Annotated in this window: 16 protein-coding genes and 5 tRNA genes; 12 read left to right on the top strand and 9 right to left on the bottom strand. The window is 21.5% G+C overall.

Features of this window, described 5'->3' with window-relative positions; genetic code table 11:
- Positions 1–55 precede the first annotated feature (55 nt).
- Positions 56–1,513: a metalloprotease TldD gene (gene tldD / locus AB4W66_RS01690; protein WP_367674726.1), complete on the bottom strand. Its 1,458-nt coding sequence runs from the start codon at positions 1,511–1,513 to the stop codon at positions 56–58.
- A 242-nt stretch (positions 1,514–1,755) separates the two neighbouring features.
- Here tldD and aroQ point away from each other — a divergent pair, with 242 nt between their 5' ends.
- A complete protein-coding gene (aroQ, locus tag AB4W66_RS01695; RefSeq protein WP_367674727.1) occupies positions 1,756–2,220 on the top strand; it encodes a type II 3-dehydroquinate dehydratase in 465 nt (154 codons plus the stop codon).
- 20 nt (positions 2,221–2,240) lie between these two features.
- Here aroQ and rluD read toward each other — a convergent pair whose 3' ends face one another.
- Positions 2,241–3,194 (bottom strand): 23S rRNA pseudouridine(1911/1915/1917) synthase RluD, encoded by a 954-nt coding sequence (gene rluD / locus AB4W66_RS01700; protein ID WP_367675084.1) that lies wholly within the window; start codon positions 3,192–3,194, stop codon positions 2,241–2,243.
- A gap of 103 nt (positions 3,195–3,297) precedes the next feature.
- On the opposite strand from rluD, the gene bamD reads away from it, so the two are divergent.
- The 5 genes from bamD to AB4W66_RS01725 all read left to right on the top strand — a co-directional run bounded on the left by bamD (position 3,298) and on the right by AB4W66_RS01725 (position 7,655).
- Complete coding sequence (gene bamD / locus AB4W66_RS01705; protein WP_367674728.1) at positions 3,298–4,026, top strand: outer membrane protein assembly factor BamD; 729 nt, start codon at positions 3,298–3,300, stop codon at positions 4,024–4,026.
- Positions 4,027–4,160: 134 nt separating this feature from the next.
- Entirely contained in the window at positions 4,161–6,812 is a 2,652-nt protein-coding gene (alaS, locus tag AB4W66_RS01710; protein ID WP_367674729.1) for an alanine--tRNA ligase, read from the top strand.
- A gap of 87 nt (positions 6,813–6,899) precedes the next feature.
- The gene (csrA, locus tag AB4W66_RS01715) at positions 6,900–7,085 is read left to right on the top strand and encodes a carbon storage regulator CsrA (protein WP_367674730.1); all 186 of its coding nucleotides are present in this window, start codon (positions 6,900–6,902) and stop codon (positions 7,083–7,085) included.
- Between the two features lie 380 nt (positions 7,086–7,465).
- A tRNA-Ser gene (locus AB4W66_RS01720) sits at positions 7,466–7,558 on the top strand.
- Positions 7,559–7,581: 23 nt separating this feature from the next.
- Positions 7,582–7,655: transfer RNA gene (locus tag AB4W66_RS01725), tRNA-Arg, on the top strand.
- 146 nt (positions 7,656–7,801) lie between these two features.
- Here AB4W66_RS01725 and metK read toward each other — a convergent pair.
- The 5 genes from metK to AB4W66_RS01750 form a co-directional block, all read right to left on the bottom strand.
- Positions 7,802–8,968, bottom strand: coding sequence for a methionine adenosyltransferase (gene metK, locus AB4W66_RS01730; protein WP_367674731.1), 1,167 nt, complete (start codon positions 8,966–8,968; stop codon positions 7,802–7,804).
- Between the two features lie 359 nt (positions 8,969–9,327).
- Complete coding sequence (gene rpiA / locus AB4W66_RS01735; protein WP_367674732.1) at positions 9,328–9,990, bottom strand: ribose-5-phosphate isomerase RpiA; 663 nt, start codon at positions 9,988–9,990, stop codon at positions 9,328–9,330.
- A 122-nt stretch (positions 9,991–10,112) separates the two neighbouring features.
- Positions 10,113–10,183: transfer RNA gene (locus AB4W66_RS01740), tRNA-Gln, on the bottom strand.
- A gap of 33 nt (positions 10,184–10,216) precedes the next feature.
- A tRNA-Leu gene (locus tag AB4W66_RS01745) sits at positions 10,217–10,298 on the bottom strand.
- A 54-nt stretch (positions 10,299–10,352) separates the two neighbouring features.
- Positions 10,353–10,426, bottom strand: a tRNA-Met gene (locus tag AB4W66_RS01750).
- Positions 10,427–10,595: 169 nt separating this feature from the next.
- Here AB4W66_RS01750 and glnS point away from each other — a divergent pair.
- The 3 genes from glnS to eno all read left to right on the top strand — a co-directional run bounded on the left by glnS (position 10,596) and on the right by eno (position 15,410).
- On the top strand, positions 10,596–12,236 hold the full coding sequence (glnS, locus tag AB4W66_RS01755) for a glutamine--tRNA ligase (protein ID WP_367674733.1): 1,641 nt from the start codon (positions 10,596–10,598) through the stop codon (positions 12,234–12,236).
- Between the two features lie 214 nt (positions 12,237–12,450).
- Entirely contained in the window at positions 12,451–14,079 is a 1,629-nt protein-coding gene (locus AB4W66_RS01760) for a CTP synthase (RefSeq protein WP_367675085.1), read from the top strand.
- An 8-nt stretch (positions 14,080–14,087) separates the two neighbouring features.
- Positions 14,088–15,410, top strand: coding sequence for a phosphopyruvate hydratase (gene eno / locus AB4W66_RS01765; RefSeq protein WP_367674734.1), 1,323 nt, complete (start codon positions 14,088–14,090; stop codon positions 15,408–15,410).
- 807 nt (positions 15,411–16,217) lie between these two features.
- On the opposite strand, the gene mutS is transcribed toward eno, so the two are convergent.
- Positions 16,218–18,743 carry a DNA mismatch repair protein MutS gene (gene mutS, locus AB4W66_RS01770; RefSeq protein WP_367674735.1) on the bottom strand — a complete coding sequence of 842 codons (2,526 nt, stop codon included), beginning with the start codon at positions 18,741–18,743 and terminating at the stop codon, positions 16,218–16,220.
- Between the two features lie 105 nt (positions 18,744–18,848).
- On the opposite strand from mutS, the gene AB4W66_RS01775 reads away from it, so the two are divergent.
- Together AB4W66_RS01775 and AB4W66_RS01780 are read left to right on the top strand one after the other, a co-directional pair.
- Positions 18,849–19,460, top strand: a complete 612-nt coding sequence (locus AB4W66_RS01775) for a DsbA family protein (protein WP_367674736.1) — start codon at positions 18,849–18,851, stop codon at positions 19,458–19,460.
- A complete protein-coding gene (locus AB4W66_RS01780; protein ID WP_367674737.1) occupies positions 19,457–20,338 on the top strand; it encodes a 5'-3' exonuclease H3TH domain-containing protein in 882 nt (293 codons plus the stop codon). Before AB4W66_RS01775 ends, AB4W66_RS01780 begins: the two co-directional genes overlap by 4 nt.
- A gap of 1,288 nt (positions 20,339–21,626) precedes the next feature.
- On the opposite strand, the gene yihA is transcribed toward AB4W66_RS01780, so the two are convergent.
- Positions 21,627–22,244 carry a ribosome biogenesis GTP-binding protein YihA/YsxC gene (gene yihA / locus AB4W66_RS01785; protein WP_367674738.1) on the bottom strand — a complete coding sequence of 206 codons (618 nt, stop codon included), beginning with the start codon at positions 22,242–22,244 and terminating at the stop codon, positions 21,627–21,629.
- A 171-nt stretch (positions 22,245–22,415) separates the two neighbouring features.
- On the opposite strand from yihA, the gene typA reads away from it, so the two are divergent.
- The gene (typA, locus tag AB4W66_RS01790; RefSeq protein WP_367674739.1) at positions 22,416–24,239 is read left to right on the top strand and encodes a translational GTPase TypA; all 1,824 of its coding nucleotides are present in this window, start codon (positions 22,416–22,418) and stop codon (positions 24,237–24,239) included.
- Positions 24,240–24,250: the final 11 nt, after the last annotated feature.

The following is a 24,250-nucleotide window of genomic DNA, read 5'->3' on the forward strand; positions in this document are numbered from 1 at the left end:
TAGACTGCAATACTATACATATAAAAATATTTTTATTTTTACAAAAATTTTTTATTTAAGTTTTTTTTGTTCCTCCAACAGTCAATCTTTCTATTTTTACAGTAGGTTGACCTACTCCAACAGGAATTCCTTGTCCATCCTTAAAACAAACTCCAATTCCTAAGTCCATATTCAAATCATTTCCTATCATTGAAATTGATTTCATAACATCTATACCAGATCCAATCAAAGTAGCATTTTTTACAGGATGAATAATTTTTCCTTTTTTTATTAAATATGCCTCTGAACTAGAAAATACAAAATTACCAGAAGTAATATCTACTTGTCCTCCAGAGAAATTTGTTGCATACAACCCATAATCGACGCTATTAATTATATCTTTAGGATCAGATTTACCAGGTAACATATAAGTATTTGTCATCCTCGGGAGAGGTAAAAAAGCATAAGATTCTCTTCTACCATTTCCAGTAGATACAGTATTCATCAAACGAGCATTAAATTTGTCTTGTAAATATCCAACTAAAATACCATTCTTAATTAAAACATTACGTTGACTAGCTACTCCTTCATCGTCTATATTTAAAGAACCTCTTCTGTTTTCAATTGTTCCATCATCAATTACAGTACATAATGGAGAAGAAACTATTTTACCTAATTTTCCAGTGAAAACAGAAGTTTTTCTTCTATTAAAATCACCTTCAAGACCATGTCCTACTGCTTCGTGTAAAAGTACTCCTGGCCAACCACTTCCTAAAACTACTGGAAAAGTACCAGATGGAGCTTCTTTTGCATCTAGATTAACTAATGCGATTCGTACCGATTCAGATATGAAATATTCTAAGTTGGAACAACCAAAATTATTTTTTTTTAGAAAAAAACTATAATCATATCGTCCTCCACCTCCACTCATTCCAATTTCTCTTTTACTGTTTTTTTCAACTAAAGTATGTATAAAAAATCGAACTAAGGGTCGTATATCTGCTGTTAGTACACCATCAGTAGAAGCTATTAATACATATTCATAAGAACCAGTTAAACTGACGAAAACTTTAACAACATTTTTACTAATCTTTTTAGCTATACTATTTACATTTTTTAAAATATTTATTTTTTCTTCGTTTTTATAATTTTTTAAGGGATTATTTTTCGTATATATACTATTAATTATAGGTTTTTTAAAAAAAAAATCCTTTTTTTTAACTTCTTTATCTAAAAAAATACTATTTACTATATTTACTTGATTTTCTAAAGATTTTTTACTTATTTCATTACAACAAGAAAAACTAATTGTTTCTTTATTTATTGATCTTATCCCAACACCTTGATCTAAATCGTATTTTACCTCTTTTATTTTTTCATCTTCTAATAACCAATTTTCATAATATTTAGATTGAAAATATAAATCAGAATATTCAGAACCATAATTAGAAAGATCACTTAAAAACGATAATATTTCTTCAGTTTTAATTCCGTTTTCTGTTAACAATTGATTTTTTACTAAATCTAATATCATTAAAGACCTACTTTAAGTTATTTTTTTGTAAGGAATTTTAAACAAAAATTATAATAAATTGATTTCTAAAAAAAAATAAAATAAAATGTTTTCAATATTTTTTTAAATTCATTTTTTTATTTTTATTTTAAAAATTCTTTTTATAAAAGCAATTTTATAAAAACTTATCATATAATATAAAAACATTTTTTAAAAAATATTATTAATATTTTTTAAATATAAAAACTGGAAAACTAAAAGTTATGAAAAATATGTTTAATATTCTTATATTAAATGGACCTAACTTAAATTTGTTAGGAACTAGAGAAACAAATATTTATGGAAAAACTACTTTAAGTCAATTAAATGACTTATTAAATAAAGAATCAAAAAAACTAAATATAAATATCTCCCATTTTCAATCTAATGCTGAACACGAAATAATTGAGAAAATACATGCTTCTAAAAAAAAAATCCAATATATAATAATCAATCCAGCTGCATTCACTCATACTAGTTTAGCCATAAGAGATAGTTTAATTTCTGTAGAAATTCCTTTTATTGAAGTACATATTTCAAATATATATTCTAGAGAAACTTTTAGAACACATTCCTGGTTTTCTGATATTTCTTCTGGTACAATTAGTGGACTAGGCATAGAAGGTTATATTTGGGCAATTAAAACAGCTGCTATTAGATTATTTAAAAAAAATAAAAACAAAATTTAACCATTTTAATTTAAGAATAATTAATTTTTTCTTAAACACATTAAAATATTCTGCATGTCTGTTGGTAATCTTGATTTACAAGACATATTTATTTTTTTTGTAGGATGAAGAAAAGACAATTTACTTGCATGCAAAGCTTGTCTTGGAAATTTTGAAAGTTTTTTTTTTAATTTATCAGAAGTTTTAAAAAAAAAATTATTTTTGTTATTTTTATAAGTTGGATCACCTAAAATACTATGATGAACATGCAACATATGAACTCGAATTTGATGTGTTCTTCCAGTTTCTAAAAAAATTTTTAAATAAGTATGATATCTAAATTTTTCTATAACTCGATAATGTGTAATAGACTTTCTTCCTTTAGGATGAACAATCATTTTCATTCTATTAATTAAATGTCTTCTAATCGGTTGATTTACTGTACCTCCTGTAAGGACTTTACCATTTACTATAGCTCTATACTCTCTTTTTATTTTTTTATTTTTAATTAATCTTTTTAATATATTATATGAAAGGAAATTTTTAGCTACTACCATTAATCCAGTAGTATTTTTATCTAAACGATGTACAATTCCACATCTAGGTACATAATTTATATTTTTATTATGAAACATTAATGCATTTAATAACGTTCCCTTATTATTTCCTGGATAAGGATGTACTACTAAATTAGAAGACTTATCAATTACTAAAATATCATCATCTTCATAGATAATATTTATTTTAATATCTTCTGCTTTTGGTTGAACATCTTTAATATTTTTAGGGAAAATAACAATTTTTTCACCTCCAAATAATCTTTGAGAAGGTTTGTATACAAACTTATTATTGATCATTACTTTACCATCTAATATCAATTTTTGTAAAATAGACCGAGAATAGAAACTAAACAAATGTACTAAAACTTTATCCAATCGTTTTTTAATAATTAATGATTTAGGAACAATACCTTTTAATTTTAACTTCTCTTTAATTGTATTTTTTTTCAATAAATTTATCCTTATTTTAAAAAAAATAAACTTTTTTTTATTTATATAATAAAAAATATTAATTTTACATTTTAAATAAATTATGCTAATGAAAAAAAAAATTATATTTTTAATATTAATTATATATTCAACAAACATTTTTGCTCATGTTAATATAAAAAAAAATTTTTCTCTCGAAGAGAATAAAATTAATTTTCATATTCTTAAAAAGCAACTAAAACAAAAAAAAATAAATGAAACAATAAAAAAATTAAAAAAATTAGAAAAACAACCATTTAAAAAAAAAATCATAGAAAAAATTAAAATATATTTAATTTATTCATATTTCATTAACAAAGATTTTTTTTTTACACTAAAAGAAATTTATAAGTTTAAAAAAAAATATCCATATAATCCAAATATGGATTATATTCTCTATTTAGAAGCTTTGTCACATATGTCTCTTGATCAAAATTTTTTATTTGGATTATTTAAAATAAATAATTGTGAAACTGATCCTATTCATAGCATTCAAGCTCTTATGAGTTTTTTAAAGTTAATATCTGTATACCCTAAAAGCCCATATTCTAAAATAGGTCAACAACAACTAGTAAACATAAAAGACAGATTAGCCAAACATGAATTTACCATTTTACAATTTTATTACAAAAAAAAAATATATCCAATAGTAATCGATAGAGGAAAAGATATATTAAAAAATTATCCAGATACAATATATGCAAAAAAAACATTATCTTTAATGAAAAATTCTCATTTTAAAATTGATTTAATTTCTCAAACTAAAAAAAATAAAAAAAATGTTTCTTGCAATAGTTAATTATGATGTAAAATTTAATAACAAAAATATATTTAATAATCTTTTAAAAAATACTAAATAAAAAAATTTTATGAAAAAATAAAATTTTATTTTCTTTTCTAAATTTAAATAATATATGTTTTTTAAAAAAAACAATGAACAAAAAATCTAATGAAATACGACAAATGTTCCTTAACTTTTTTAAAAAAAAAGGACATAAAATAATTACAGGTAGTCCGTTAATACCAAAAAATGATCCAAGTTTACTATTTACTAATGCAGGAATGAATCAATTCAAAGATTTTTTTTTAGGAAAACAAAAAGTTACTTACGATCCATTAGTAACGGTTCAAAAATGTTTAAGAACAGGAGGTAAAAAAAACGATTTAGAAAATGTAGGATATAGTGATAGACATCATACTTTTTTTGAAATGTTGGGAAATTTTAGTTTTGGAAAATATTTTAAAAAAGAAGCAATTAAATATGCTTGGGAACTATTAACTTCTTCTAATTGGTACGGAATAAATAAAAATAGATTATGGGTGACAATACACGAAAATGATGAAGAAACCTATGAAATTTGGCTAAATATCATTGGTTTAAAAAAAAATAAAATTATTCGAGTAAAAAACAAAAAAAATTCACAGTTTTTATCAGATAATTTTTGGACAATGGGAGAAAACGGACCATGTGGTCCTTCTACTGAAATTTTTTATAATCAAAAAAAAAATTATCTAGAAGATATTGATCTCAACTTTAAAAGAGATTTATTGAACCAAATTGAAATTTGGAATATTGTTTTCATACAATATAATCAAGAAACTAACAATAAAATAACACCATTATCTACCACATCTGTAGATACAGGAATGGGTTTAGAAAGAATAACGAGAGTTTTACAAAATAAAAATAATAATTATGATACTGATATTTTTAAATTTTTAAAAAAAGCTATTAAAAATTTCAATATAGGAATAAATTTAAATAATAATCAAATATTAAACGTAATATCAGACCATATTAGATCTACTGTATTTCTTATCTTTGAAAACATTGTACCTGACAATGAAGGTAGAGGATATGTATTAAGAAGAATTATTAGAAGAGCTTTAAGATATTCCCATACTGCTGGTCTAAAAAAAATGTTTTTTCATAAATTAGCCTCAGTATTAATTGAATCTTTAAACGAAGAAAAAAAAAATTTTAAAGAAAAAGAAAAAACAATTATAGAAATAATAAAAAACGAAGAAATTAAATTTAATAAAACTATCGAAAGAGGAACAAAATTATTAGAAACTAGTATTAATTCAAATACAAATGTTTTATCTGGAAAAATTGCATTCAAATTATACGACACATTTGGATTTCCAATTGATTTAACAAAAGATTTTTGTAAAGAAAAAAAAATAGAATTAGATTATTCTACTTTTAAAAAAGAGATGGATAAACAAAAATCTATGTCTTTTAGATCCAAAAAATTTAAAAAAAAATATTTAAACGATCTTAATGTTGAAATAAATACTTTATTTGAAGGATATAATGATACTAGTACTAACGCAATAGTAAAAAAAATTATTATAAATGGAAAATTTAAAAACTCGATTAAAAATGGAGAACAAGGAATTATATTTTTAAATAAAACTACATTTTTTCCAGAATCATCTGGACAAACAGGAGATATAGGAATTTTAAAATCTGAAGATGATTATCAATCAATATTTATTGTAAATGATACAAAAAAATACAATAACTCTATAGCACATGTTGGGAAATTAATTTCTGGAACTATAAAAATAGAACAAAAAATCATTTCTGAAATTGATTCCAATAACAGAAATTTAATACAAAATAATCATACTGCAACACATTTATTACATTCTATAATTAGAAAAGAAATAGGAAAAAAAACATTTCAAAAAGGATCTTCAATAAATTCCAAACGTTTGAGGTTCGATTTTTTGTTCGAAGAAACAAGTTTTAAAAATTATGTTCGAGAAAATATAGAAGAAATAATAAATATTATTATTTCCAAAAATATAAAGATAAAAACCAATCTTGAAAAGATAGAAAAAGCAAAAAAAAATGGAGCTGTATATCTATTCGAAAAAAAATATAAAAAAATAGTACGAGTTGTATCTATAAAAAATACTTCTATAGAACTATGTAATGGAACTCATACAAAATATACAGGAAATATTGGATTTTTTAAAATTATATCCGAAAAAAAAATAGGTTCTAATACGATTAGAATCGAAGCAAAAACAGGTATACAAGCTTTAAAATATATAAATCAACAAGAAAAACAACTAAATCAAATTTCTAAAATTTTAAAATCTAATAAATTAGAAGTATATAGTAAAGTTCTAAAATTAATTCAAAAAAATAAAAAAAAAGAAAAAGAAATAGAAAAAATAAAAATAAAAGAATTAAAATTATTAATTCATAAAATAAAAAAAATCTCAAAAAAAATAAAAAATATAAATTTTTTAATAACAACAATTAATAATTGTACTCCACATTTTTTAAGAATTTTATTAAAAAAAACACAAAACATACTAGGAAATTCAATTATAATTTTATTTACTAACAATAAAAAAAAATCCAATTTTATAGTTGGAATTAGCGAAAAGATAACTAATAAAATAACTTCCGTTGAAATAATAAAACAAATAAAAACCTACATTAGAATAAAAGGAGGAGGAAAAGAAAAACTAGCAGAAGGTGGTGGAGAAAAAATTGAAACAAAAATTCAAAAAAAAATATCAAATAAAATCCAAAATTGGATTCTTGAAATACTCAAAATTTAATTTATTAACATATTAATAAAAAATTAATTAAAATAAACTAAATACAACTTCTAAATAAATTTATAATTATACAAGGAGTATAATAGAATGTTGATTCTAACTCGAAGAGTTGGAGAAACGCTTGTAATCGGAGACGAAATTACTGTAACTGTACTTGGAGTAAAAGGTAATCAAGTTAGATTAGGTATTAATGCACCAAAAGAAATTTCAGTTCATCGAGAAGAAATATACCAACGAATCCAAGCTGAAAAAAAATCTAAAATTCAAAAATAAAAAACCCCATAAAACTACGTCTTGCTATTAGCAATGTAAGACGTAGAAAAAAAATTTAATAATTTTTTTATACAAACTAAATTAATTATAACAAATTATATTTATTCATTAAAAAAACATTTTTTTTAAAGATATTTAAAGATAACGGTTTTTTATTAATTATACAAAAAATATATTTTACATATATAAATTTAAAATTAAATGAATATTTTTAATTAAAAAAATAATTTGATTTTTTATAAAAATAAAAGTAAGATAAAAAATAATTTTTATAAAATAAAAATTATATATTTAAAAAATATAATTATTAAAATAATTAAAAAATAAAAAAACCAATTTTTTTTATATTATATAAAAATTATTTTTTAATAATTTAATTAGGTGAGATGGCCGAGTGGCTTAAGGCGCTCCCCTGCTAAGGGAGTATGTGAAATTAATTATTGGCATCGAGGGTTCGAATCCCTCTCTCACCGAAAAAAAGAAATTTTAAAAAACTGCATCTGTAGCTCAGTTGGATAGAGCACTCGGCTACGAACCGAGAGGTAGAAGGTTCGAATCCTTCCAGATGCAAAAAAAAATAAAATCCAAAATAAATATTTTAAAAATATAATTTTGGATTTTATTTTCAAATTTTTAATCATTCTTAATTATAAAAAAACATAAATAGGATTCATTTTTTAATATTAAAAATTAAAATTTATTAAAAATAACTTTATTTAAAAATCTAAATTCTCACTAACTTTTTTTATATCTTTTATTTTGTCTATTTTCTCCCATGGAAATTTAGATCTTCCAAAATGACCATAAACAGATGTTTCTAAATAAATTGGTTTTAAAAGATCAAGCATTTTAATTATTCCATAAGGTCTTAAATCAAAAATTTCTTTAATCATTTTAACTAAATTTTCATTACTTATTTTTCCTGTTCCAAATGTATCAACCATAATAGATATTGGGTTAGAAACACCAATTGCATAAGATAATTGTATTTCGCATTTCTTAGAAATTCCTGCAGCAACAATATTCTTGGCTATATAACGTGCTGCATAAGCAGCTGACCTATCAATTTTAGAAGGATCCTTACCAGAAAAAGAACCACCACCATGTCTAGCCATTCCACCATAAGTATCAACTATTATTTTTCTTCCAGTTAAACCACAATCTCCTAAAGGTCCTCCTATAACAAATCTTCCTGAAGGATTAATATGAAATTTAGTATTTTTACTAATCCATTCTTTTGGTATTATAGAAAAAATAATTTCTTCCATAACAAAATCCCTAATTTCTTTATATGAAACCATTTCAGAATGTTGGGTTGAAAAAACTACTGTATCTACTCCTATAATTTTACCTGAATCGTATTCAAAAGTAACTTGACTTTTTGCATCTGGTCGTAACCAAGAAAATAAATTCTTTTTTCTAATTTTAGCATGCTTTTCCACTAATCTATGTGCATATAAAATAGGAGCTGGCATAAAAACATCTGTTTCATCAGTGGCAAATCCAAAAACAATTCCTTGATCCCCTGCTCTTTGATCGTATGGATTAAAAGAATTTCTATTAATACCTTTACTAATATCTAAAGACTGTTTTCCAAAAGTATTTAAAATAGCGCAAGAATTTGCATCAAAACCAGAATTTAAATTAACATAACCAATTTTCCGTATTATATCTCGTATAACTTCTTCTATATCAATAGAAGCTAAAGTTTTAATCTCTCCACCTACTAAAACCATTCCAGTTTTTACATAAGTTTCACAAGCTATATTAGAAATTGGATCTTGTGCTAAAAAAGCGTCTAGTAACGCATCTGATATTTGATCTGCAACTTTATCTGGATGACCTTCAGAAACAGATTCTGAAGTAAAAAAATATCGAGACAACTGATTAGTTCCTCTTTAAAAAAATAAAATCTTTAAAAAAACCTTTTTAATAATAAAAAATTAACTTTTAAATATAAAAATATCTTTTAAATTATTACATGGAATTATTATTACAACTTGTATATTGATGAATCAAATATAAAAAATTATATTCAATTTTTCTTACTATTAAACTTGAAATCTTCGATTCAAAAAATTTAATACTTATCAAAATTTTTAAAATTATTAATAAAATTATTTACTTATTTTTAAAATTTTTTTTAAAAAATATCTAAATTTAAAAATCTAAATTTATATTTTTATAATAATTTAAAAAAATAATTTTAAAAAATAAAAAATTTATAAAAAATTATTTTTTCTTAATAATTAATATTTGTTTTTAAACCATCACTACTTCCTATTAAAACTATATCAGCAGGTCTTTTAGCAAAAATCCCTACAGTTACAACACCTGCAATTGAATTTATTTTTTCTTCCATTAAAATAGGATTCAAAATTTTCAATTTATGTACTTCTATAATGTAATTTCCATTATCAGTTATTACATTTTTTCTTTTTTTACTAAATCCACCTAATTTATTTAATTCAGAAATTACATAAGAACAAGCCATTGGAATAACTTCTATAGATAAAGGAAACTTTCCTAAAACTTTTACTTGTTTATTTTCATCAATAATACAAATAAATTTTTTTGCAACAGCAGCAATAATCTTTTCTTTTGTTAAAGCATTCCCACCGCCTTTTATCATTTGCATTTTAGGGTTAATTTCATCAGCTCCATCAACATATATGGATAACGAACTAACATCATTTAAATCAAATAATTTAATACCAATTTTTCTTAGAAGTTTACTAGAAGTTAATGAACTAGAAACAGCACCCTGAATTAAATGTTTTATCTCTTTCAAAAATCTAATAAAAAAAGATACTGTTGTTCCAGTTCCAATTCCTATAATTGAATTTGGAATTACATACTTTATTGCAGATTTAGCAGCTAATTCTTTAAGTTTATAATTATTCATTATCCAATACAAAAAAAATTATGAAATTTAATAAAAATTGTTTTTCATAATAAAAAAAATTAAAAAAAAAATAATACTTTAATTTTAATTAATAAATATTCTAAAAAATTTAAAAAATTCTTCTGGGACACCTGGATTCGAACCAGGGATGCCGGTATCAAAAACCGGTGCCTTGCCTCTTGGCTATGTCCCAAATATTTTAAAATTTTTTAAAATTCTTTAATTTTACGGAAGGCGAGACTTGAACTCGCAAATCTTTCGATGCCAGATCCTAAATCTGGTGCGTTTACCAATTCCGCCACTCCCGCTAAAAAATTTAAATACAAATTACAATTTTTAATAAATTTAAACTTTTAAATATCTGGCTATGACGGGATTTGAACCCATGACCCCAGCGTTATGAGTGCTGTGCTCTAACCAACTGAGCTACATAGCCGAATACAAAAAAAATATTATATTTATAAACAATGATTAGTGTAGTATATTTTTAAAAAATCATCAACATACTTATAATTTTCTTTTAAAAAAAATATTTTTTTATTAAAATAATATTTCTTACTACAATAAAAAACTAAAATTTAAATAGTTTAAAAAAAATAATAAAGATGAAAAAAATGCAAAACAATTTTATAAAAAAAATAATTGACAAAGATTTAAAAAATAAAAAATATCTATTTGTAAGAACGAGATTCCCTCCAGAACCAAATGGATACCTACACATTGGTCATGCAAAAACAATTTGTTTAAATTTTGGAATTGCTAAAAATTACAATGGATATTGTAATCTTAGATTTGACGATACAAATCCAAAAAAAGAAAAAATAGAATTTATTACATCTATACAAAAAGATATTAAATGGCTAGGATTTAAATGGCATAAAGAACCACGTTATACTTCAAATTATTTTGAAAAAATATATGAATATGCTATTCAACTCATTAAGAAAAATTTAGCCTACGTAGATTTATTAACAAAAAAACAAATTCAAGAATATAGAGGTACACTTACCAAAACTGGGAAAGACAGTCCTTATAAAAATAACACAATAAAAAAAAATTTGTATTTATTTAAAAAAATGAAAGACGGTCTTTTTTTACCAGGAAAAGCTTGTCTTAGAGCTAAAATAGATATGAATTCATCTCGAATTGTTATGAGGGATCCTGTTTTATATAGAATTATTTTTAAAAAAAAAAATCAACTTACTTCTAATAAATGGTTAATTTACCCTACTTATGATTTTAGTCATTGTATTTCTGATTCAATAGAAGGAATTACTCATTCATTATGTACATTAGAATTTTCAGATAATAAATTCTTATACGATTGGATATTAAAAAAAATTAATGTCTCAAACAAACCTAAACAATATGAATTTTCTAGATTACAATTAGAATACTCAATTCTATCTAAAAGAAAAATCCAAATTCTCATTGAAAAAAAAATTGTAAAAAATTGGAATGATCCTAGATTAGCAACTATTTCAGGACTTAGAAACAGAGGATATACTGCTTCTTCTATAAAAAACTTTTGCAATAAAATAGGAATTACAAAACAAGAGAGTCTAATCGAATTTTCTTTTTTAGAATCTTGTATAAGAAAAGAATTAAATGATATAGCTCCTAGAATTATGGCAGTATTAGATCCAATAAAAATAATCATTGAAAATTATCCAGATAATAAAACTGAGAAAATAAGAATTCCTAATCATCCTAAAAACCCAAAAATGGGATTCAGAGAAATCTTTTTCTTTAAAGAAATATACATAGATAGATCAGACTTTTCAGAAAGAGAAGATAAAAAATATAAACGTTTAACTTTAAATACAAAAATTCGATTACGATATGCATATGTAATACAAGCAACAAAAATTAAAAAAGATAAGAATAATAATATTATTTCTATATACTGTAAATATGATAAAAATACTTTAGGAAGAAACCCAAAAAATGAAAAAATAAAATGTATATTACATTGGGTATCTAAAAAAAAATCTTTAAAATCCAAATTTTTTTTATATGAAAAATTATTTACAATAAAAAACCCTGAACTAAAAAAAGACTTTTTATCCTATATAAATAAAAATTCAATAATTGTAAAAAATGGTCTAATTGATTCTTATATATCTAAAATACCTTATAATAAAAACTATCAATTTGAAAGAATAGGATATTTCTGTATTGAAAAAAAAAATTATAATAAAAAAAAATGGATTTTTAATAGAATTGTTTCTTTAAGAAAAAAATAAAATTTTAAAAAACAAACTTTAAAAAAATATTTTAAATATTTAAAATAAAAAAATGAAAATTAAGAAATTAAAAATTAAAAACACATGTTATAATTTCATTATTAAAATTTAATTTAACAAAATTTTAATATAAAACTCATTAATTTAAACTAACTAAAAAAATAAACTAACGTATTACTAACTAGACAATTAATTTTTGTCTTTTCGATCTAGAATGAAAACTAACTATATTTTTATAACTGGTGGAGTAGTTTCTTCATTAGGGAAAGGTATTGCCGCTGCATCCTTAGGTGCTATTCTTGAAGCTAGAAATTTGGATGTAACAATTATAAAATTAGATCCTTATATAAATGTTGATCCTGGAACTATTAGTCCAATACAACATGGAGAAGTATTTGTTACTGAAGATGGTTCTGAAACAGATTTAGACTTAGGTCATTATGAACGATTTATTACTACAAAGATGACAAAAAAAAATAATTTTACAACCGGTAGTATATACTCTGAAGTTCTAGAAAAAGAAAGACGAGGAGATTATTTAGGAGAAACAATTCAAATAATTCCCCATATTACAAATGCTATAAAAAATAGAATTATTGAGGGTTCAAAAAATAAAAAAATTGCGATAATTGAAATTGGTGGAACCGTTGGAGATATTGAATCACTACCATTTTTAGAAGCTATTAGACAAATGGCTGTTGATCTAAGAAGAAAGAATGTAATGTACATTCATTTAACACTACTACCTTATATTTCAGTTTCTAAAGAAATTAAAACAAAACCTACTCAACATTCTGTGAAACAGTTGTTATCAATTGGAATTCAACCAGACGTTCTTATTTGTCGATCAGAAAAAAAAATATCTAAAAAAGAAAAAGAAAAAATCGCACTTTTTTGTAACATTATAAAAAAAGCAGTAATTTCTTTACAAGATACTGATTCAATTTATAAAATTCCTATTTTTTTAAATAAACAAGGATTGGATGATTATATTTGTAACTATTTTAAACTAAAAGTACCTAAAGCTAATTTATCTATATGGAAAAAAGTTGTATTTTTAGAATCTAATACGAATAAAAAAATAAAAATTGGTATGATAGGGAAATATATTGAATTACCAGATGCATATAAATCTATAATAGAAGCTCTAAGACACGCTGGTATAAAAACAAAAATTTCAGTTAATATAAAATTAATTGATTCAGAAAAAATAGACAATAAAAAAACAAAAATTTTTAAAAAACTCGATGGAATATTAATTCCAGGAGGGTTTGGTAATAGAGGAATTAATGGAAAATTATTAGCAATAAAATATGCTAGAGAAAATAATTTACCTTACTTTGGAATTTGTTTAGGAATGCATTTAGCATTAATAGAATTTATAAGAAATGTAATTGGAATTAAAGAAGCTGATTCTACTGAATTTAATAAAAACTGTAAATTTCCAATCATTCATAAAATGAGAAATGAAGAAAAAAATATAGAAATGAATTCCATGAATTTTGGAGGAACAATGAGATTAGGAGGACAATTATGTATACTAAAGAAAAATAGTTTAGTTTATGAAATATATAAAAAAAAACAAATAGTTGAACGATATAGACATAGATATCAAATAAATAAAAAACTACTAAAAGAAATAGAAAATAATGATTTACTGTTATCAGGAAAATCAAAAAAAAATAAATCAATAGAAATATTTGAACTCAAAAATCATTCATGGTTTATAGCTTGTCAATTTCATCCTGAATTTAATTCAAATCCAAAAAATGGACATCCTCTATTTATTGATTTTGTAAAAAAATCGTTTTCTTTAAATAAAAAGAATAATTTCAAAATTTAGGAAAAAAAATGCCCAAAATAACTAAAATAATTGCTAGAGAAATTATCGATTCTAGAGGATATCCTACTATAGAATCTCAAGTATATTTAGAATGTGGAAAAACTGGAATATCTTCCGTACCATCTGGGGCTTCAACTGGTTCTAGAGAAGCTTTAGAACTACGAGACAATAATAAAAAATACTTTTTAGGAAAAGGAGTAAAAAAAGCTGTAAAAATAGTTAATTCAACCATAAACAACGCAATTTCTAAAATGGATTGTAGAGAACAAAAAAAAATTGATAAAACTATGATTCAACTAGATAATACAGAAAATAAATCCAATTTAGGAGCTAATACTATTCTATCTGTCTCTCTAGCTGCAGCAAAAGCTGCTTCATCCTTTAAAAAAATTCCTTTATTTCAGCATATTTCTGAACTAAATCATACAAAAAATGTATATTCTATGCCTTTACCTATGATAAATATCATCAACGGAGGTAAACATGCAAATAATAACATTGACTTACAAGAATTTATGATTCAGCCTATTGGAGCAAAAAACATAAAAGAAGCAATAAAAATAGGATCTGAAATTTTCCATCATCTAAAAATTATTTTAGAAAAAAAAGGAATGAGTACATCAGTAGGTGACGAAGGAGGATTTTCACCTAATTTAAATTCTAATGAAGATGCTTTCAAAATAATTATAGAAGCTATCAAAAATACAGATTATATTTTAGGAAAAGATGTCACATTTGCTATAGATTGTGCAGCTTCAGAATTATACGACAAAACTAAAAAAAAATATAATTTATTAGGAGAACAAAAAAGTTTTTCTTCAAAAGAGTTTACTCATTACCTAGAAAAACTTGTAAATAAATATCCAATTACTTCAATAGAAGATGGTCAAAGCGAATCCGATTGGGATGGGTTTTATTATCAAACAAAAATTTTAGGAAATTATATACAATTAGTTGGAGATGATTTATTCGTAACAAATTCTAATATATTAAAAGAAGGGATTAAAAAAAATATCGGAAATTCAATTTTAATTAAATTAAATCAAATAGGAACTTTAACAGAAACGTTATCCACTATAGAGCTTGCAAAAAAATTTAAATATACAACAATTATTTCTCATCGTTCAGGAGAAACAGAAGATACTTTTATATCAGATCTATCTGTTGGAACTGCAGCAGGACAAATTAAAACTGGTTCAATGTGTCGTACAGAAAGAACTTCCAAATACAATCAATTAATTAGAATTGAAGAAAAAATAGGTACTAAAAAAGCTCCATTTTTCGGTCTTAAAGAAATAAAAAAATATAAAAAAAATAACTTTATTGAATAATTTAAAAATATATTTATTAACTTAATTTTTATAAATTTGTTCTTGTTAGTAAAATCCATAAAACTAACAAGAATATAAATTAACGTTTTTTAATAATTTATAAAATTTAAAATTAATATTAATATGAATTTTAAAAATAATTTTAATTAGTAATATTTAAATATAACTAACATTATTTATTTTTAATAAAAATTAAACTACTTATTTTAAAAAAAATTTAAAAATTTATAAAAAAATCTAAAAATATGTATTTTAAAAATAGATTGATTATTAAAAAAAATTTCGAAAATTCTAAAAAAATATTTATCTTTTAAGTGCTAAAATAAAAATATATTATATATATACAATGGATTTAAAATATAAAAATAATTTTTTTTAACTATAAAAATAATTTATTTCTATTTTAATTTTTTATTTTTTAATAAAAATATTTTTAATATTTAAATTTAAAAATTTATATATATAACATGAACATATTTTTTATTCATTAGAATTTTTTACATTTTTACTGAAATTATTAAAAATTTATAACTTTTAAATTTATATTATTTTTTTTTAAATAAAAAATTTTAAATCAATATAAAAAAAATCTTATAATCTAAAATTATTTAATTAAATTAAAATCAATTTTAAATTTATAAAAATATAATTACATTATACATTTTATTATTAATTTAATTTATTAAAAATAAAAATCTTTATAAAAAATAATTTAATCTTATTATTAAAAAATATTTTAGAGTTGAGTAAATATTGAATTTTTATCAAAAAATCAATTCTTTTAAAAAAATAATATCTAAAAAATACTTACTCATAAGTATAAATATTTTTTTTTAACATTTTTTTAATCTTAAAAATATAATTTAATGCTTCAATCGGAGAGATTTTTTCTGGAATCAACGATTCTAAATTTTTTATAATTTTTAACCTTTTTTTAAGAGCTATTTCGTTTCTTTCTATTTCTTTCATCTTTTTTTTTGCTTCTTTAATAACCAATTTAGGTAATCCAGCCAATGAAGATACCAATAATCCATAACTTTTATTAGAAACTCCAGATTGAACTTTATATAAAAAAAATGTTTTTTTATTTTTTTTTAAAACTTTAAAAAATAAATTTTCAATAGAATTATATTTACTAGATAATTCTGTTATTTTAAAATAATGCGTAGAAAATAAAGTCATACAGTTTATTTTTTCAATTAAATATTTTATACACGACCAGGCTAAAGAAAAACCGTCAATTATTGAAGTACCTCTACCTATCTCATCTATTATTACTAAACTATTTTTTGTAGCATTATTTAGTATGCTAACCATTTCTTTAATTTCAACCATAAAAGTAGATTGTCCATAAGATAAATTATCAGAAGCACCAATCCTAGTAAATATTTTATCAATAATTCCAACAGTAGCAGACTCTGCAGGAACAAAACTTCCAATCCAGGTTAATATAGAAATTAATGCTATTTGACGCATATACGTACTTTTTCCTCCCATATTAGGACCAGTAATAATAAATATTCTCTTATTTTTACAAAATTTAACACTATTTTTAACAAAATTTACTCCAATTATATTTTCTATTACTGGATGTCTTCCATTTTTTATAAATAAAATATTTTTATTGGAAACTTTAGGACAAATATAATTTAAAGTTACTGATCGTTCTGATAAATTTGTTAAAACATCTAACTCAGAAATTGCTATATATGCTTTTTGCAAATCAACTATATATGGAAGCATATGATCAAATAATTCTTCATATAACATTTTTTCTAAAGCTATTATTCTAATTTCTGATTCTAAAAATCTTTTTTGATATTTTTGTAATAAAGGGAAAGTATATCGATTAGAATGTTTAATCGATTGTTTTTTAACATAATATAAAGGGATAATATTTGAATATTTTTTATTAATTTGAATAAAATAACCAATTAAACTATTAAATCCTATTTTTAAAGATTCTATCCCTAACCTTTTTTTTTCTTCTAATTCAATGTTTTTCAATAAACTTTCAGACATGGATTTTAATTTTCTTAATTCGTCTAATTCAGAATTATAATTTTCTGCAATAACACCTCCATGACGTATAGAATTAGAAGGATTATCACTTATACATTTTTTTAACAAAAAATATAAATTAGGAAAAAAAGTTATTTTTTTTAATATTTTTTTTAAATTTTCATTTTTAGTTTTTAATAAAATAAAATTTATTTTAGGAAACAACTCTATTGAATTTCGTAATAATATAAAATCTCTAGGTAAAGCAATTTTTAAAGAAATTCTTCCTACAATTCTTTCTAAATCTCCCATTTGAGATAAATATTTTTGTATTTTTAAAAAAATATTTTTTAAATCTGAAATACTACTTTGTCTACTTTTTATTATAGAAATGTCTCTAATTGGAAAACAAAGCCATCGTTTTAGCATTCTACTACCCATTTTAGTAGACGTTTTATCTAAAGTAGATAATAAAGAATTATCTCCTGTTCCTAAAACATTTTTTATAATTTCTAAATTTTTAATTGTAGAGGAATTTATTTCAATATATTCGTTATCTTTGATAAATTTTATTTTTCTAACGTGTGACATAATAGAATTATTATGCATAGATTGAACATATTTAAATAAACAACCTGCTGATTTGAGATTAAAAAATTCATCTTTTATTCCAAATTCTTCTAGTTTTTTTTTTCCAAAATGAATTTTTAATTGATTTTTTGTAACAAATGAATCAAAATAATAAATAGGCTTAGGATTTAACCCTTTTCTATTTTTCATTATTTTTTTTATATTAGAATTTTCAGGATACAATAATTCATTAGGATTAGTTAATTCAATTTTTGACTGTAAACTTTCAAAATTTTGGCATTCAAAAATTTTAAATCTTCCTGAACTTAAATCTAAAGTTGAATAAGAAAATCTATCTTTTTCTTGATATAAAGCAGCTAATAAAACATCATTATTTCCATCTAGTAATTCTTCATCTAAAACAGTTCCAGGAGTAATTATCCTTACTACTTTTCGTTCTAATATTCCAAATTTTGTAAAAGAATTTTTTATTTGATCGCAAATTACTACTTTTTCCCCATTTTTAATTAACTGTAACAAATAAAAATTAATATTTGAACAAGGAACTCCAGCCATAGGTATATCATTATCCGAAGAATGACCTCGTTTAGTTAAAGTAATATTCAATAATGAAGATACTTTTTTAGCGTCTTCAAAAAATACTTCATAAAAATCCCCCATTTGATAAAAAATAATCATTTTTGGGTATTTTTTTTTAAATAGAAAATACTGTTTCATCATAGGAGTACGATAATTTTTCATTTTAATTTATTATTGTTCAATATATATATACATAAAAAGAAATTAAACTTTATAGTTATAAAAAAAAATATATCTTTTTTAATAATTACTATATATAGGAAAACTATGAAAAAAATAATTTTTTTTATTATTTTAATATATTCATGTAAAGTAAATTCAGAAACTTTTATAGAAGGAAAACATTATATTAAACTTCCTCATCGAATAAAAAATGCTACTACTATAACTGAATATTTTTCTTTTAATTGTAGATATTGCTATCAATTAAAAAAAGAACTAAATCTCTATTCAAATCTAAATAACAATGTAAAAATAAATTCTTATCATTTAGAATTTTTTAAAAACAAACAAGAAAAAATATTAACTCATATGTGGTCTATAGCTAAACTTATACATGCAGAAAAAAAAATCATCTTACCAATATTTGAATTCGTGAATAAAAAAAAAAATGAAATAAACTTTAAAACAATAAAAAAAATATTTATAAAAAAAACAAAAATTTCAAACAAAGAATACGATAAATTATGGAAGAGTTATTCTGTACTAAATGCTATTTCTGAAAACAAAAAACAAAAAAAGAAAGTTTATTTGTCCTATGTTCCTCAAATTATTATTAATGGAAAATATTTGATTTTAACAGAATCTCTAAATACTGATTCTATAAAAAATTTTATTTTAGAATATACTAACATAATTAAATATCTAATAAAAAAATGAAAAAATCAAAAATTATAATAATCGACGGTACATATTATTTATATAAATTTTATTATACTTTCCCTACTTTTAAAAATAAAAAAGAAGAACCTACTGGAGCAATATTTGGATTTATTAATATGCTTTCTAAAATGTTTTTTTTATATAATCCTAAAAACTTGATTGTTGTTTTTGACTCACCTGCAAAAAATTTTAGAAAAATACTTTTTTCAAAATATAAATCTAATAGAAAAAAAATGCCTTTACCATTACAAAAACAAATTTCAAATACAATAAATATTATTAAATATTTAGGAATTCCAGTAGTAGTAATTTCTAAATTCGAAGCAGATGACGTCATTGGAACACTTAGCAAAAAGTATGAAAAAAAAAATTATTCAACTTTTATAAGCACTAAAGATAAAGACATGGCTCAATTAGTATCTAAAAAAATAAAAATAATCGACGGAACAAAAAAAACAATTCTCGGAATTATAGATATAAAAAAAAAATACGGAGTTTTTCCAAAACAAATATGTGATTTTTTAGGATTAATAGGAGATAAATCAGATAATATACCTGGAATTAGAGGAATAGGAAAAAAAACAGCAATATTATTATTAGAAAATTTTGATTCTTTAAAAGAAATATATAAAAATATTAAAAAAATATCTAATTTACCAATAAAAAGATCAAAAAATATTGAACAAATCATTAAAAATAATAAAAAAAAAGCTTTTCTATCTAAAAAACTTGCTACTATTAATACCAATGTTCCAATTAAAATAAAAAAAAAAGAACTAAAGCTAAAAAATATAAATATAAAAAAAATAACTTTATTATTAAAAAAATATGAATTTAAAAATTGGGAAAACATAATTAATGCATTTTTAAAATAAATATAGTTTTAAATTAATAAATTAAAGAAAATAAATTTAAAAATTATTTAAAAAAATAAAAATTTTTAACTTATTTTCTATTTTTAAAAAAAAATCTAAAATAAAATTTTTATCATATAAAAAAATTAACTTTTTTATTAAAAAAAAATAAAAAAATAAAAAATTTGAAAAAATTAATATTCTAATTATATTAGTAATTGCTAAAATAGAAATAAAAAAATTCAATAGATAAAAAAAAACTAGAAAAACAACTAAATAAATAAAAAATACTAAATATAAGAAATATTATATAAAAATTAGAAAAAGAAAAATTTTATTTTTCTTCAAATAAATAAAATATTTATTAAAAAAAATCGCAATTAAAAAAAAATGAAAAATATCAATTCATGAATCAATTTTAAAAAAACTATTTAAAATTAATCCTTTTCTAAAAAATATCTTAAAACATCCAATTTTAAAAAAATAAAATCCAACTATATTAAAAATTAACAAATTTAATAAATAAAAAAAAAATAAATACTTTTTATTACTGAAATAGTAATAATTAATAAAAAAATTTCTTCTGAATTTCTAAATCTAAAAAAAATTCCTATAAAAAATAAAGAAGAAAAAAATAAGAAAATTTTTTATTTCAAAAGTAAAGAAAATATATTCTTTCAACTAATTATTCTCAAATTAAATTAAAAATAACTAAAAATTTATCAAATAACAAAAAAAACTAATTAAAAATTTTAAAAAATTAAAGAATTTCATCTTTTTATATCTTCTAAAACATTTAAAAAAATAAAAAATATTTTAATAAAAAAATTCTCAAAAACTATAAATTTTTTTAATTTATAAAACTATTAACTTTTGATTATCTATGGAATTAAACACTAGCCTAAAAAAATTCAAAAAAATATACTTTAAAAAAATAAATAAAATACCTATTTTAAAAAAAAATAATTAAAAAAAAATAAGATACATAAAAACCTTATCTGGAAGGAAAATTAATATCAAAAACATCAATTCAAAAAATAATTCTATTCAAAAATCAAAAAAAAAACCATAAATCTTCCAGTACAAGGATTAATTTCAAATATTCCAAAAATAGAAATAATAAATATTAATCAACTAATTATAAAAAAAATATCCTTTAGAAATAAAAATACTCTTTCAAAAAAACGATGAATTATTTTTTTTTAAATTAAAAAAAGAGTATATTAAATTAATAAAAAAAATTTATAAAATATTTAAAAATAGTTGGAAATTAAAATTTCCTATTAAAATTAAAGAGAAATGGAATTAATTATTTTAATTTAGCAATATTATTTAAAAAAAAATTATTGATTCTTTTTTTAAGTTCTTTAATATTTTCTTTTTTTTTAGTAGAAATAATAACTATATCAATTTTATAAAAAAAACAAGAAATCTGTTTTTTTAAAATTAATAATTGTTTATTTAATAAACATTTTTTTAATTTATCAGATTTAGTTAAAATAATAAAAAAACGTTTTTTGTTATTAATTAAATAATTGATCATTAAAAAATCAAGATCACGCAACAAACGTCTAATGTCAACAATAAGTAAAACACCTACTAAACAAGTACTATGTTTTAAATATATTCTAATTAAGTTGTTTATGTTTTTTTTATCTTTTTTTGACAATTTAGAATAACCATATCCAGGTAAATCTACTAAACGATATCCAGAAAAAATCTCAAAAAAATTAATTGATTTAGTACAACCTAATTTGTTACTAGTTCTAGATAAAAAGTTTTTATTAGATAAAAAATTTATTAAACTCGATTTTCCAGAATTGGAAAAACCTAAAAAAGCAACTTCTTTCCCATATTTAAACAAATATTTCTTTCCTACATTAACTACACTAGTTAAAAAAATAGTATTTTGGTATTTTTTAAACAATAAAAAACTCCTAATAAAAAAATAGACTATAATACAATTTAAAAAAACTGATCAATAAGTTTTTTTTTAGTTAATAACTATTTATAATATTGTAAAATAATAATACAAAAAAAAACAAAAACAACCTTATTTAATAAAATTTTACTAAAATAAAAAGGATTATTATTAATCATGAATCAAAATTTAAGAAATATAGCTATTGTAGCCCATGTAGATCATGGAAAAACAACTTTAATTGATAAATTGCTACAACAAGCTGGTACCTTTAAAGAACACGAAGAAAAAAAAGAAAGAATACTAGACTCTAACGAATTAGAAAAAGAAAGAGGAATTACTATTTTATCTAAAAATGCTGCAATTCAATGGAATGGATATCATATAAATATTGTAGATACTCCAGGTCACTCTGATTTTGGAGGAGAAGTAGAACGAGTATTGTCTATGGTTGATTCAGTTCTATTAATAGTTGATGCTACTGAAGGACCTATGCCTCAAACAAGATTTGTTACTAAAAAAGCTTTTGGATATGGATTAAATCCAATTGTTATAATTAACAAAATTGATAGAGATAATGCTCGTCCAAATTGGGTTATAGATCAAGTATTCGAACTTTTTATAGAACTTGATGCAAATGAAAAACAATTAGATTTTCCAATTATTTATTGTTCTGCTATTCAAGGAAATTCTGGAAAAAATCTAGATAAAATAAAAAATAATATGAATGAAATATATGAAACAATTATAAATAATGTTCCAGCACCCAAAAAAAATTATGATAAAACACTACAAATGCAAATTTCTCAATTAGATTATGATAATTATCTTGGAATAATTGGAATTGGAAGAATAAAACAAGGAAAAATAAAAAACAACCAACAAGTAAACATAGTTAATACTAACGGTTTAATTAAAACTGGAAAAATACAACAAGTATTGAATTATATGGGTTTAAAACGAGTTCCTTGTGATTCTGCATTATCAGGATCAATAGTAGCAATTACAGGATTAGAAAAAATTAACATTTCTGATACTATTTGTGAAATAAATACAATAAAACCATTACCAAAATTAAAAATAGATAAACCAACAATTAAAATGTATTTTTCAGTAAACAAATCTCCTTTTTCTGGTAGAGAAGGAAAGTACATTACATCTCATCAAATTTATAAAAGATTAAAAAAAGAAATAATACATAATATTGCTTTAAAAATAGAAAAAACAGAGAATTCTAATACGTTCTGCGTACATGGAAGAGGAGAATTGCATTTATCAATACTAATTGAAAACATGCGTAGAGAAGGATTTGAATTAGAAGTTTCTAGACCTAAAGTTATATTTTCAAGAAAAAATGGAGTTCTACAAGAACCGTTTGAAAACGTAACTTTAGATATAGAAAACAAACACCAAGGAGTAGTTATGAACTTCATAGGAGAAAAAAAAGGAATACTAAAAAATATGACAATTCATAAAAATGGAAGAATACGATTAGATTATTTATTATCTAGTAGAACATTAATAGGATTTAGAACAGAATACTTAAATATTACTTCTGGAACTGGTTTATTTTATTCCTCTTTCAGTCATTATAAAAATGTTAACAACCAAATTGAAATTAAAAATCGAAAAAATGGAGTACTAATAGCAAATAAAACAGGATCCGCTGTTGCATTTTCTTTATTTAATTTACAAGAAAGAGGTAAACTACTAATAAACCACGGGGAAAAAATATACGAAGGACAAATAATTGGAATACATAATCGTTCTAATGATTTAACCGTAAATTGTCTAACTGGTAAAAAGTTAACTAATATGAGAGCCTCTGGTACTGATGAAGCTATTAATTTGATCAATACACAAAAAATGAATCTAGAAAATTCCTTAAGTTTTATTAACGAAGATGAATTAGTTGAAATCACTCCCAATTCTATTAGAATCAGAAAAAAACAAATAACAGAAAATGAAAGAAGAGTTTCTAAAAGACAAAAAAAACAATAAAAAAATTTAAA

Origin of the sequence: Buchnera aphidicola (Tetraneura ulmi), assembly GCF_964058925.1 — a bacterium.
GTDB lineage: Bacteria > Pseudomonadota > Gammaproteobacteria > Enterobacterales > Enterobacteriaceae > Buchnera_D > Buchnera_D aphidicola_B.

Bases quoted from the DNA above. Each gene is read 5' to 3' on its own strand.
- tldD (WP_367674726.1), bottom strand. From the start codon at position 1,513: ATGATATTAGATTTAGTAAAAAATCAATTGTTAACAGAAAACGGAATT.
- aroQ (WP_367674727.1), top strand. From the start codon at position 1,756: ATGAAAAATATGTTTAATATTCTTATATTAAATGGACCTAACTTAAAT.
- bamD (WP_367674728.1), top strand. From the start codon at position 3,298: ATGAAAAAAAAAATTATATTTTTAATATTAATTATATATTCAACAAAC.
- alaS (WP_367674729.1), top strand. From the start codon at position 4,161: ATGAACAAAAAATCTAATGAAATACGACAAATGTTCCTTAACTTTTTT.
- csrA (WP_367674730.1), top strand. From the start codon at position 6,900: ATGTTGATTCTAACTCGAAGAGTTGGAGAAACGCTTGTAATCGGAGAC.
- rpiA (WP_367674732.1), bottom strand. From the start codon at position 9,990: ATGAATAATTATAAACTTAAAGAATTAGCTGCTAAATCTGCAATAAAG.
- glnS (WP_367674733.1), top strand. From the start codon at position 10,596: ATGAAAAAAATGCAAAACAATTTTATAAAAAAAATAATTGACAAAGAT.
- AB4W66_RS01760 (WP_367675085.1), top strand. From the start codon at position 12,451: ATGAAAACTAACTATATTTTTATAACTGGTGGAGTAGTTTCTTCATTA.
- eno (WP_367674734.1), top strand. From the start codon at position 14,088: ATGCCCAAAATAACTAAAATAATTGCTAGAGAAATTATCGATTCTAGA.
- mutS (WP_367674735.1), bottom strand. From the start codon at position 18,743: ATGAAAAATTATCGTACTCCTATGATGAAACAGTATTTTCTATTTAAA.
- AB4W66_RS01775 (WP_367674736.1), top strand. From the start codon at position 18,849: ATGAAAAAAATAATTTTTTTTATTATTTTAATATATTCATGTAAAGTA.
- AB4W66_RS01780 (WP_367674737.1), top strand. From the start codon at position 19,457: ATGAAAAAATCAAAAATTATAATAATCGACGGTACATATTATTTATAT.
- typA (WP_367674739.1), top strand. From the start codon at position 22,416: ATGAATCAAAATTTAAGAAATATAGCTATTGTAGCCCATGTAGATCAT.